Here is a 12,247-nt window from a genome sequence, read left to right on the forward strand (position 1 = left end):
GAGGAAATGAAACAATGGAAACACAAAGCTTAATGATCAAGGATTTTCCGCAGGATGAACGTCCAAGGGAACGCTTTATCCAAAATGGACCTCAAAGTTTATCTACCCATGAACTTGTTGCCATCCTTCTTCGTACCGGTACAAAGGATGAATCAGTTCTGCAATTATCTAATAGGCTCCTTACTCACTTTGAAGGCTTACGGCTATTAAAGGATGCAACATTAAATGAAATCACTTCCATAAAAGGCATTGGTACAGCAAAAGCCATTCAGCTTTTGGCAGCCGTTGAAATTGGCAGAAGAATATCCAATTTATCTTATGACGACCGTTATACGATCCGCTCTCCAGAGGATGGGGCAAAATATGTCATGAACGACATGCGCTTCCTATCTCAGGAGCATTTTGTTTGTCTCTATCTAAATACAAAAAATCAAGTTCTTCACAAGCAAACGGTTTTTATCGGCAGCCTAAATGCCTCGATCGTGCACCCAAGGGAGGTATTCAAAGAAGCGTTCCGACGTTCAGCTGCTTCAATCATCTGTGCCCATAATCATCCTTCTGGTGATCCCGCGCCAAGCAGAGAGGACATTGAAGTAACGAAAAGGCTTTCTGAGTGCGGAAAAATAATTGGCATTGAGGTGCTCGATCATCTTATTATTGGAGAAAATAAATTTGTGAGTCTGAAGGAAAAAGGGTATTTATAGCACTATGTTTTTATTTGACGATAAGCTATAATATTGTTTATGCTTTTTTACGTGAATGATTATAATCACCTATTCGAAAAGTAACTTTTTTATGAAAATAAATATACTAGTCAGCTAGCAGCTGGCTCTGTTCATTTTCGCATTTCGTATCAGAAAGGGAGATACAAACGATGTTTGGAACTAAGGATCTTGGAATTGATTTAGGAACGGCTAATACACTTGTATATGTGAAGGGAAAAGGAATTGTAGTAAGAGAGCCTTCAGTAGTTGCTTTGCAAACAGATACAAAACATATTGTGGCTGTGGGGAATGATGCAAAAAATATGATCGGCCGGACACCAGGGAATATCGTAGCACTTCGCCCAATGAAGGATGGGGTTATTGCTGATTATGAGACAACAGCCGTCATGATGAAATACTATATTAAGCAAGCAAATAAAAGCAAAGGACTGTTCTCTGGAAAGCCATATGTGATGGTTTGTGTACCGTCAGGGATTACTGCAGTTGAGCAACGTGCAGTTATAGACGCTACTCGTCAGGCAGGTGCTAGAGATGCATACCCAATTGAGGAGCCCTTTGCAGCGGCAATTGGTGCAAATCTTCCTGTATGGGAGCCTACTGGCAGCATGGTCGTTGATATTGGTGGAGGAACAACTGAGGTAGCGATCATTTCTTTAGGTGGTATTGTAACTAGCCAGTCCGTTCGTGTAGCTGGAAATAATATGGATGAAGCGATTATCAATTACATTCGTAAACACTATAATCTTTTGATTGGTGATCGTACATCTGAAACGATTAAGGTCGAAGTTGGTTCAGCGGGTGATCCTAACGGTATCGATAATATTGAAATACGCGGACGTGATCTTTTAACTGGACTTCCTAAGACTATTGAAATAACAGCTGAGGAAATTTCTAAAGCTCTGCATGACACAGTTTATGCCATTGTTGACGCTGTAAAAGTAACACTAGAGAAAACGCCACCAGAGCTTGCAGCAGATATTATGGATCGCGGGATAGTTTTGACTGGCGGAGGCGCCTTACTTCGAAACTTGGACAAGGTAATTAGTGAAGAAACGAAAATGCCAGTATTAATTGCTGAAAATCCGCTTGATTGTGTAGCGATTGGTACGGGAAAAGCACTGGATCACATTGATTTATTTAAAAATAAATCAAGGGATTCCCGTTAATATCATGATTGAAGCCCATTCACCTAAAATAGTGACTGGGCTCCAATCGTGTTTATGATAAGACAGTTCCTAGATCTTGTTTTAGATATACAATGCTCTTCGTACATTTCTTATATAAATAGTAAATTGAGGTGTTAAAAATGCCACAATTCTTTTTGAATAAACGCCTGATTCTTTTGCTTGTTAGCATCATTATTCTCGTGGCATTGATTGGGTTTTCATTAAAGGAACGTGAACAATTAAGCTGGCCAGAGCAATTTATCAAGGATACCACTGGATGGATTCAAACTGCCATTTCACGCCCAACTCATTATGTTGCTGGTTTCTTTGAAAATTTGCAAGACTTGCAAAATACATATACAGAAAATAAAGAGTTAAAAAAGCGGCTGGATGAACTCGCACGTCTTGAAGCAGATGTACAAATGTTTAAAAAGGACAATGCTGAGCTTCGTGAAATTCTTGATAAAAAGGAATCGTTAAGTGAATTTGATCCAATACAAGCTACAGTAATTGGAAGAAACCCTGACCGATGGACCGACCTTCTTATTATCAATAAAGGGTCTAAAGATGGCATTAAACAAAATATGGCTGTCATTACTGCAAATGGTTTGATCGGGAAGGTGAAAAGCAGTCAGCCTCTAACTTCTACAGTACAGCTATTAAGTGCGATGGATCCGACAAATCGTATATCGGCTGAAATTCAGGCAGATGGAAATAGCTATTATGGCCTAATTGAAGGATATGACAAAGATAAAGGACTTCTATTACTGAAAAGGATTCCATTTGATGCAAAAGTAGAAAAGGGGCAAAATGTCATTAGCTCCGGTAAGGGCGGGGTATTTCCAAAGAATCTTCCGATTGGAAAGGTAGTTGAAGTTGCACCTGCTGAATATGGACTAACTTTAACAGCTTATGTGAAGCCAGGGGCAAATTTATATGATATTGAGCATGTGATGGTTGTAAATAGGAAAGCTTTACAGCCTGACTTGGAAGAAATGATAGATGATAAGGAGGAGGAACTGTGAGAAAATTCCTTCTTCCTCTTTTATTCATTTTGATTTTCATTGCAGAAAGCATTTTTGTAGAGCTAATGCCTGAAAAAGCTTTTGGAGAAGCTTATATTATTGTGCCCAGGTTTTTAATAATTGCTTTAACTTTTCTAACAGTTTATGGACCTGGAAAATATGGGATCATTTATAGCTTCTTTGTTGGACTTCTATTTGATATTGTTTATACCGAAATTATCGGGATTTATTTGTTTATGTTGCCATTAGTTTCCTATATTATTCTGAAGCTAATGAAAATATTACAAACCAATATTGTCATTGTTTCAATTGTTGCCTTGATTGGGGTGCTGCTTCTGGAGTTAGGAGTTTATGAAATGTATTTCCTAATTCATCGAACCAACATGCCATTTTCTACTTTTATGTCACTTCGTTTTTTGCCAACAGCGATTTTTAATTTAATTTTTATTATTATTGCAGCTTATCCACTCAAAAAGCATTATGATAAACTAGTAGCAAGCTTGGATATATAATACCGTTCATTGTAAAAATTAAATTCCCACACTTTCTATCAATGAATTCTTATCTTAAAAAGGATTTTTTAGTCTTTCTGTCGAATTCTTTTTATTTATGGAGCGTATAAAGCGCTTGCGCTTTTCTTATGAGGTGAACATCTTGACATGAAGAAATTCCAAAATATAACGATTAAAGGGACAAAGGATGGGTTAATACTCCATCTCGATGATTCCTGTTCTTATGAAGATTTAAAAAAAGAGTTAGATATTAAGCTTTCTGAAAGCTCGAGATCACGTGAAGATCGCCTAATCACAGTAAAGGTTCAGGTTGGCAACAGATATTTATCGAACGATCAGGAAGAAGAACTAAAAGAGCTAATTCGACAAAAGAAAAATCTTGTTGTAGATTCAATCATTTCCAATGTCGTTTCGAAAGAAGAAGCAGCAAAATTAAAAGAAGAAACCGAAATTATACCTATTGCTAGAATTATTAGGTCTGGTCAAGTATTACATGTACAAGGCGATCTCCTCCTCGTTGGGGATGTTAATCCTGGAGGGACAGTGATTGCAGGCGGAAATATTTATATTATGGGGACCTTAAAGGGGATAGCACATGCGGGCTTTTATGGAAATAAAGAAGCAATTGTTGCAGCATCTAGCATGAAGCCTTCACAATTGCGCATTGCATCTTGTATAACAAGAGCTCCTGATCAAAATCAGGACCAGGAAAAAAGAGAAATGGAATGTGCTTACATAAATGAACAAGATCAAATAACAGTAGATAGATTACAAGTGTTGATGCATCTAAGACCAAACATTACGAGATTGGAAGGGGGACAATAGGATGGGAGTAGCAATTGTCATAACATCAGGTAAAGGTGGAGTTGGAAAAACGACAACTTCAGCTAATATTGGAACAGCTTTAGCTCTGCAAGGAAAAAGAGTTTGCCTCGTCGATACAGACATTGGCCTCCGTAATTTAGATGTGGTGATGGGACTTGAAAACCGTATTATCTATGATTTAGTCGATGTATTAGAGGGACGGTGCAAGATTCATCAGGCACTTGTAAAAGATAAACGGTTTGAAGATCTGCTTTATTTATTGCCTGCCGCACAAACGAGTGATAAAACCGCAGTCACTCCTGAGCAAATGAAGGTACTCGTTAATGAATTAAAACAAGACTATGATTATATCATTATTGATTGTCCTGCAGGTATTGAGCATGGATACCGCAATGCAGTTGCAGGTGCTGATAAAGCAATTGTTGTGACAACACCAGAAGTTTCAGCTGTTCGAGACGCAGACCGTATTATTGGTCTGCTTGAAAAAGAAGAAAATGTTGAAGCGCCAAGGCTAGTGATTAACCGGATCCGCAGTCAAATGATGAAAAATGGGGATATGCTCGATGTGGATGAGATTGCCGCTCATCTGTCTATCGAATTAATAGGCATTGTGGCAGATGATGATGAAGTCATTAAAGCTTCAAATCACGGAGAACCAATTGCATTAAACCCTAATAGCAAAGCTTCTATTGCTTATAGAAACATTGCCCGCCGAATATTAGGAGAATCGATTCCCCTCCAGCCTCTGGAGGAAGATAATGTAGGCGTTTTCTCAAAAATTAAAAAGTTTTTTGGTGTCAAGTAAAAGTCAGGGAAATTCCTTGGCTTTTTTATTTTAAATAAATAGCCTCTCGTTTCTTCTTCTAGAAGATTCAATTTATTTCAAGTCATACTCCCATTGGACAACTCATAGACTTGTACAAAAGAATCGTAAGGGAATGGTGGGGGCGTATGAGATCACGAGCAGACGAAATACGAAAGCGGATGGAACGAAGAAAAAGAGAACGAGAGCGAATGTCAAAACCGATAACAAAACAAAATCTGTGGACGGAAGATGAAGAAAGATATGGCTTTGATAGGATTTCTTCGTATGACGGCAAAGGGGAAGAAAGCTTTCATCCTTTATTCCGAAAAGAACATTTCTTATTTAAAATACTTGCCTCTGCATGCCTATTTTTAATTATCGCCATCATGTTCAAAAACAATGCTGGAACCTTTGAACCTGCGAGGAACTTTGTCATGAAAGCGATGGAAAATGACTTTCAATTTGTGGCTGTTGCGAATTGGTATGAAGATAAATTCGGCAAACCCCTTGCCCTTTTACCATTTAAGGATGAGAAGGAAGGGAAAAAGGAGTTATCCCCAAAAACGGAGTATGCTTTGCCGGCTTCAGCTAGAATTCTTGAGGATTTTCAAGAAAATGGGCAGAGAATTACAATTGAAACGAGCAAGGATGCTGCTGTTATCGCCATGAGTGAAGGTTTAGTTAAATTTGCGGGGAAAAAGGACGGCTTTGGAAAAACCGTCATTATTAGCCACGCTGATAATAGTGAATCATGGTATGGGAATTTAGAGGAAATTAACGTGAATCTCATGGAGTATGCTGAAAAAGGCACTGAATTGGGTAAGTCAACTGCAATGGAGGATGGAATGAAGCGTTCCTTTTATTTTGCTATTAAAAAGGGTGATGATTTCGTTGACCCGATACAGGTGATCCCATTTGAATAAATTTGCAGGATTGATAAAATATATTTATATTCACCCGCTTCTTTGGGTTGTTATTGGATTAGCTGTGATGACCGCTCATTTTATAGAATTGTCTCTGTTTTTGCTAATAATTTTTGTTCATGAAATGGGGCATGCGGCAGCAGCGTCTTTTTTTTCGTGGAGGATTAAAAGGATTGCCTTGCTGCCATTTGGTGGGGTTGCGGAAATAGAGGAGCATGGAAATCGCCCTTTAAAGGAAGAACTGATTGTTATCCTATCAGGGCCTCTCCAGCACATTTGGATGATGGGGGCTGCTTACCTTCTTTATGAGCTTTCATTTCTTTCAGAAGGCATGTACGAGCTGTTCATTCAGTATAATTTAATGGTCTTATTATTTAATCTGCTGCCCATTTGGCCGCTTGATGGCGGAAAGATCGTTTTTCTATTCTTATCCATCTATCAATCATTTCCAAATGCACATCGGAGAGCTTTGCTAATTTCTGCTGTTTGTACATTGCTTTTTTCAGTTTTTATCTTAATATTTTCACCAATCAATTTAAATATTTGGGTAGTGATCGCCTTTTTGTTATTTTCACTGTACCATGAATGGAAACAAAGCCGTTACGTTTTCATGCGTTTTCTGCTTGAAAGATATTACGGGAAGAATAGTGACTTTCGTCAGCTAAAGCCCATTGTAGTGAAAGAGGATGAAATGGTTATGCATGTGCTTGAGAAATTTCAGCGCGGCTTTAAGCATCCGATTATTATTGAAAAAGACGGGAAAGAAAAGGGTTCAATGGACGAAAACGAGCTTTTACATGCTTATTTTACGGAAAAAATGGTAACATCCCGTATTGGAGATCTACTCTATGTTTATTAGAAGTTAAAGTGAGGAACTATTTTGTATACATTGATTATTAATCATTTAACTAGGGAAAAACGGTTTGCTTTAGTAAAAAATAATGTGGTGGAAAAGCTATTTATTCAACAGCCGAAGCAACAGTCAGCTGTAAGCAAAATTTATTTAGGAATAGTTGAAAAAGTGCTACCCGGAATGAATGCCGCCTTTGTGGATATTGGCGAGGAAAAGAGCGGGTACCTACATCGGGATAAAATGGCATCTTTTGTACAGGCAGAGGAAGATGGAGCTAAAAGTGTTTCTTCCTATGCTCATCAAGGCGAAAGGCTGCTTGTTCAAGTAGAAAAGGATGCAGCAGGAACAAAGGGACCGCGTCTCTCTGGTATCATTGAGCTGCAAGGAAATCATTTAATTTACATGCCTCGTGGACGTTATGTCGCCGTATCCAAAAAAATTGAAGATAGCCAAGAAAGAGAAAAGCTGCGGGAGCTTGGCCATGAAATGAAGGAGCCAGAAGAGGGTCTTATTTTTCGAACATCTTCAAAAGGCACACAAAAAGAACAGTTATTAGCCGAGCTTGAACAGCATCGGCTTAAATATAACGAGATCCTTCAAACGGCTGGTGTTTTAAGAAAGCCAGGATGTGTGCTGGAGCGAAATTCATTGATTGATGAAATTTCTGAGGAGATAGAAAGATTAGAAATAAATGAAATTATTGTGGATGATTCCGCTTTTAAGGTTGAGCTTCAGAAGAAATTTCAATGCTCCATTCAGCTATATAGTGGAAAAGAAAACATTTTTTCTGCTTATAGACTTGAACATGAAATTGAAAAAGCGTTAAAGAGAATTGTATGGCTGGAAAATGGTGCCTATCTAATTTTTGACGAGGCGGAGGCATTAACGGTCATTGATGTGAATACAGGGAAATACTCGGGTAAACAAGACCTTTCGGATACGATATTAAAGACAAATGAATGGGCAGCAGTTGAGGCCGCTAGACAAATTCACCTTCGCGATATTGGCGGTATGATCTTAATCGATTTCATTGATATGAAGAAGGAAAAGGATCGGCAGCATATTATTAGCTTGTTAGAGGGTGAGCTTAGGAAGGATGAGAGACGGACAAAAGTAATAGGCTTTACCCCGCTCGGAATCCTGCAATTAACGCGGAAGAAGACTAAGCCTGCCCTATTAGAATCCTTGACGATGAAGTGCCCAAGCTGTGAGGGGACAGGTCGTGTATTAAGTCCAGAGTCAATCGCTTTTCGCTTAGAAAGAGAGCTATGGGAGCATAAAGGCGGGGACTATGAGGCCGTCTTCATAGAAGCTACACAAGATGTTCAAAGGACTTTCTCTGGAGAGAAAAATGTCCACAAGGAAAGAATGGAGGAATTGCTCGGTCTAGAGATTATTTTTAGCGGCAGTGATTCTTTAAAACCAAGTTATGAGATTCGGCAATTTGGAACTTCAGCTGATTTAAGAAAAAAGCTAGAATCCAATTGACATTTCGGGGCAATTTATGATAGGATTTTCATGTTATGTTTGTAGCGCACCCGTGCTACAACCGCTCAGAACAGGTTATAAGCTTTTGCATTACTTTCAAGTAATGTAAGACGCCTGATGATGGCGAGTCTTAGTCTAAGAGGAGGTGCAGTTCATGTACGCGATTATTGAAACTGGTGGCAAGCAAGTACGTGTAGAAGAAGGTCAAGCTATCTACATCGAAAAGCTAAACGCAGAAGCAGGCGAAACAGTAACTTTTGATAAAGTTCTTTTCGTTGGCGGAGACAATGTAAAAGTAGGAAGCCCTGTTGTTGAAGGAGCTACTGTTACAGCTAAAGTTGAAAAGCAAGGCCGTGCGAAGAAAATTATTGTTTTCAAGTACAAAGCGAAGAAAAACTATCGCAAAAAGCAAGGTCATCGTCAGCCATACACTAAAGTTGTGATTGAAAAGATCAACGCTTAAGGCGATTAACATGATTCAAGTTACGGTGAATCGAAAAGAGTCCGGTATGATTCAGTCATTTGAAATAAGCGGCCATGCCTTTTTTGCTGAAAGAGGGAATGATATTGTCTGTGCAGGCGTATCAGCCGTATCGATTGGCGCCATTAACGCGGTGCATGCTTTAATCGGCATTACACCCGATATTGAGCAAAAGGAGGATGGTTTTCTCCGCTGTGCAATTCCGGACAATTTGCCGGAAGAAACAAACGAGAAAATTCAACTTCTTTTAGAAGGAATGGTTGTCTCATTGCAGACGATCGAAGAGCAATACGGGCAGCATATAAAAATGACCTTCAAAAAGCAGGAGGTGGAATAAATGTTACTAAAATTAGATCTTCAGTTATTTGCTTCTAAAAAGGGAGTAGGTTCAACGAAGAACGGCCGTGATTCTATCGCGAAGCGTCTAGGTGCTAAGCGTGCTGATGGTCAGTTCGTAACTGGTGGTTCTATTCTTTACCGTCAACGCGGTACTAGAATTTACCCAGGTGTAAACGTTGGTAAAGGTGGAGATGATACACTTTTCGCGAAAGTGGATGGTGTTGTTAAATTCGAGCGCCTTGGCCGTGATCGTAAGCAAGTAAGCGTATATCCTGTAGCTCAAGAAGCATAAGGAATGCTTAGGAAAACTCTAGCCTAAATGGTTAGAGTTTTCTTTTTGGTTTGAATCATGTATATTTTGCTTACGTTAGCTTGGTTTTTTGATATACTAACAGCAAGTGACACTTAACTTTATTCAGCCATTTTCATCCATTACTATAGGCTGTTAGATGAATGCAAAATAGCTATTCAATTAAGTCGAGCTAAAAAAAGGCTGAATAAAGTTAAGCCTCTGGCGGATGCCTCAGATTTTTCAGAGGAATTTATCGAGCGAGCTCAGGTAATCTGGGCGCAAATACGCCAAGGCGAATTTGATTTCATGTGTAGGAGTGCATGTATGAAGACTGATTGGGATGTAATCGAGGTGCTGCGTTACGCACGCCACGACTGGTTAAACAAAATCCAACTAATAAAAGGAAATCTGGCATTAAATAAAATTGACCGGGCTAAAGAAATTATTAATGAAATTGTTGTTGAAGCCCAAGCTGAAGCTAAGCTGTCTAACTTGAATATTCCTCAATTCGCCTCCTTGCTTCTTACATATAATTGGGAAAATCATTCGTTTCAAATTGAATATGATGTAATGGAAAGTTCAGTGAACGGTTTATTGGATGATGATTGGCTTACAAATTGGACTAGATCTTTTTTCGATTATTTGGATTCATCTATTAAGCCGTTTTATGAGAATCATTTATCTGTTACAATTGAGCCGCAAATGGATGGAACCCGTTTCTTTTTTGATTTTAGAGGGATAATAATAAATAAGATGCAGCTAGAGCAATTTTTGGAGATAAAAGGATCAACATATCCAGAAATTGTTATTCAAAGCTGGACTGAACAAGAATTATCATTTGATTTTTTAGTTTCCCCTAGAAAATAATCCATCATCATAGTACATAATGAAAACATACAGTTCTTGCTGTTCTATGAAATGGGAACAGCTAAGACGGGAGGAATAATATGTTTGTCGATCAGGTAAAAATTTATGTTAAAGGCGGAGACGGAGGAAATGGTATGGTTGCCTTCCGCCGTGAAAAATATGTTCCTAAGGGAGGACCTGCGGGCGGAGATGGCGGTAATGGCGCAGATGTCGTTTTTGAAGTGAACGAAGGTCTGCGTACACTAATGGATTTCCGTTATCAGCGCCATTTTAAAGCTACCCGCGGGGAGCATGGCATGTCCAAAAACCAGCATGGCAAAAATGCTAAAGATATGATTGTTAAGGTTCCCCCTGGAACAGTTGTTACAGATGTAGAAACAAATGAGATCATTGCTGACCTTACTGAGCATGGCCAAAAAGCTGTTATTGCAAGAGGTGGCCGAGGTGGAAGAGGAAACTCTAGATTTGCTACTCCATCTAATCCAGCACCAGAATTATCAGAGCATGGAGAGCCGGGAATCGAGAGAGAAGTCATTCTTGAATTAAAGCTTTTGGCGGACGCTGGGCTTGTTGGTTTTCCAAGCGTAGGCAAATCAACGCTATTATCTGTTGTTTCTTCGGCAAGACCGAAAATTGCAGAATACCATTTTACGACTATTGCTCCAAATCTAGGTATGGTTGAAACCGAAGACGGGCGCAGCTTTGTCCTAGCAGACCTGCCAGGATTAATTGAGGGGGCACATTCTGGAGTTGGTCTTGGCCATCAGTTCCTAAGACATATTGAACGTACCCGGGTTATCGTTCACGTCATTGACATGGCGGCAACAGAGGGCAGAGATCCATATGAAGACTACTTAACCATTAATAAAGAATTACGAGAATATAATTTACGATTAACGGAAAGACCTCAAATTATTGTTGCAAATAAAATGGAAATGCCTGGAGCGGAGGAAAATCTTCAAAAGTTCAAAGAGCAAATTGAAGAGGATTATCCAATTTTTCCAATATCGGCGATTACAAGACAAGGGTTAAGAGATTTAGTATTTGCCATTGCTGACAAAATTGAAAAAACACCTGAATTCCCGCTTCATGATGAGGTCGAGACAGGTGTTCATCGCGTAGTCTATAAACATGAAGCTGAAGAATCAGAATTCGTTATTACAAGGGATTCAGCTGGTACATTTATTGTTTCAGGAGACGCGATTGAGAAGCTCTTTAAGATGACTGACTTTTCTAGGGATGAATCTGTCCGCCGTTTTGCAAGACAGCTCCGTGGAATGGGTGTCGATGAAGCTCTCCGTGAAAAAGGGGCAAAGGACGGGGATACAGTAAAGCTTCTTGATTATGAATTTGAGTTTATAGAATAATCTCAGGATGGCTTAATGGAGTGTAGGTATGAGACAGGAGAAATTCGATAAGAAATTTTATCTCGTTCGGGAAGATGTTCTTCCGGAGGCTATGAAAAAAACATTAGATGCTAAAGAAATGATTGAGAGAGGGAAGGCAGAATCCGTTTGGGATGCCGTGCAAAAGGTAGATTTGAGCAGGAGTGCCTTTTATAAATACAGGGATACTGTCTTTCCTTTCCATACGGTAGTCAAAGAAAGATTAATTACTTTATTTTTCTATCTGGAAGATCGTTCAGGTACTTTATCTCATCTACTTGCAGTGGTTGCCTCTTCTGGGTGCAATGTCATGACAATTCACCAAACGATCCCTTTAATGGGGAGGGCAAACGTCACCCTTTCCTTAAATATTACTGCGATGGCTATTGAAATTGAAGAACTGCTTGCAAATTTGAGAAAGCTGGAGTTTGTTGAAAAAGTTGAGGTGCTCGGCTCAGGTGCATAATCATTGCACCTATTCCGGCCCTGATTTTTTCTTTTACGGGCAGTTTATCAAAACAATCAAAATTGATTACTTACATTCTTCGTGTAAAGTGGTAA

Annotated in this window: 15 protein-coding genes and 1 other annotated feature; all 15 genes read left to right on the top strand. The window is 39.2% G+C overall.

The window, feature by feature from the left end:
• The first annotated feature begins 14 nt into the window (after window positions 1-14).
• The 15 genes from radC (at window position 15) to V7127_RS12120 (ending at window position 12,152) form a co-directional block, all read left to right on the top strand.
• Window positions 15-704 carry a RadC family protein gene (gene radC, locus V7127_RS12050; protein WP_335486297.1) on the top strand — a complete coding sequence of 230 codons (690 nt, stop codon included), beginning with the start codon at window positions 15-17 and terminating at the stop codon, window positions 702-704.
• A 170-nt stretch (window positions 705-874) separates the two neighbouring features.
• Window positions 875-1,891 (top strand): rod shape-determining protein, encoded by a 1,017-nt coding sequence (locus V7127_RS12055; protein WP_335345760.1) that lies wholly within the window; start codon window positions 875-877, stop codon window positions 1,889-1,891.
• A gap of 140 nt (window positions 1,892-2,031) precedes the next feature.
• Window positions 2,032-2,916, top strand: coding sequence for a rod shape-determining protein MreC (gene mreC, locus V7127_RS12060; RefSeq protein ID WP_335345759.1), 885 nt, complete (start codon window positions 2,032-2,034; stop codon window positions 2,914-2,916).
• Window positions 2,913-3,428 (top strand): rod shape-determining protein MreD, encoded by a 516-nt coding sequence (gene mreD / locus V7127_RS12065; protein ID WP_335345758.1) that lies wholly within the window; start codon window positions 2,913-2,915, stop codon window positions 3,426-3,428. The genes mreC and mreD overlap by 4 nt, the downstream gene beginning before the upstream one ends.
• A gap of 147 nt (window positions 3,429-3,575) precedes the next feature.
• A complete protein-coding gene (gene minC, locus V7127_RS12070) occupies window positions 3,576-4,253 on the top strand; it encodes a septum site-determining protein MinC (protein ID WP_335345757.1) in 678 nt (225 codons plus the stop codon).
• 1 nt (window position 4,254) lies between these two features.
• Window positions 4,255-5,058, top strand: coding sequence for a septum site-determining protein MinD (minD, locus tag V7127_RS12075; RefSeq protein ID WP_335345756.1), 804 nt, complete (start codon window positions 4,255-4,257; stop codon window positions 5,056-5,058).
• A gap of 146 nt (window positions 5,059-5,204) precedes the next feature.
• A complete protein-coding gene (locus V7127_RS12080) occupies window positions 5,205-5,981 on the top strand; it encodes a M23 family metallopeptidase (RefSeq protein ID WP_335486300.1) in 777 nt (258 codons plus the stop codon).
• Complete coding sequence (locus V7127_RS12085) at window positions 5,974-6,840, top strand: M50 family metallopeptidase (RefSeq protein ID WP_335345754.1); 867 nt, start codon at window positions 5,974-5,976, stop codon at window positions 6,838-6,840. Before V7127_RS12080 ends, V7127_RS12085 begins: the two co-directional genes overlap by 8 nt.
• 21 nt (window positions 6,841-6,861) lie before the next feature.
• Window positions 6,862-8,322 carry an Rne/Rng family ribonuclease gene (locus V7127_RS12090; protein WP_335486303.1) on the top strand — a complete coding sequence of 487 codons (1,461 nt, stop codon included), beginning with the start codon at window positions 6,862-6,864 and terminating at the stop codon, window positions 8,320-8,322.
• Between the two features lie 49 nt (window positions 8,323-8,371).
• Window positions 8,372-8,463: a sequence feature (ribosomal protein L21 leader region), on the top strand.
• A 13-nt stretch (window positions 8,464-8,476) separates the two neighbouring features.
• Window positions 8,477-8,785, top strand: coding sequence for a 50S ribosomal protein L21 (rplU, locus tag V7127_RS12095; protein ID WP_066292891.1), 309 nt, complete (start codon window positions 8,477-8,479; stop codon window positions 8,783-8,785).
• Window positions 8,786-8,795: 10 nt separating this feature from the next.
• Entirely contained in the window at window positions 8,796-9,140 is a 345-nt protein-coding gene (locus V7127_RS12100; RefSeq protein ID WP_335347765.1) for a ribosomal-processing cysteine protease Prp, read from the top strand.
• Entirely contained in the window at window positions 9,141-9,434 is a 294-nt protein-coding gene (gene rpmA / locus V7127_RS12105) for a 50S ribosomal protein L27 (protein ID WP_066292897.1), read from the top strand.
• A gap of 324 nt (window positions 9,435-9,758) precedes the next feature.
• Window positions 9,759-10,301, top strand: a complete 543-nt coding sequence (locus V7127_RS12110) for a sporulation initiation phosphotransferase B (RefSeq protein ID WP_335347766.1) — start codon at window positions 9,759-9,761, stop codon at window positions 10,299-10,301.
• Window positions 10,302-10,381: 80 nt separating this feature from the next.
• On the top strand, window positions 10,382-11,668 hold the full coding sequence (gene obgE / locus V7127_RS12115; protein ID WP_335486306.1) for a GTPase ObgE: 1,287 nt from the start codon (window positions 10,382-10,384) through the stop codon (window positions 11,666-11,668).
• Between the two features lie 28 nt (window positions 11,669-11,696).
• On the top strand, window positions 11,697-12,152 hold the full coding sequence (locus V7127_RS12120) for an ACT domain-containing protein (RefSeq protein WP_066292905.1): 456 nt from the start codon (window positions 11,697-11,699) through the stop codon (window positions 12,150-12,152).
• Window positions 12,153-12,247: the final 95 nt, after the last annotated feature.

Origin of the sequence: Bacillus sp. JJ1773 (genome assembly GCF_036962035.1) — a bacterium.
Taxonomy (GTDB): Bacteria; Bacillota; Bacilli; order Bacillales; family Cytobacillaceae; genus Cytobacillus.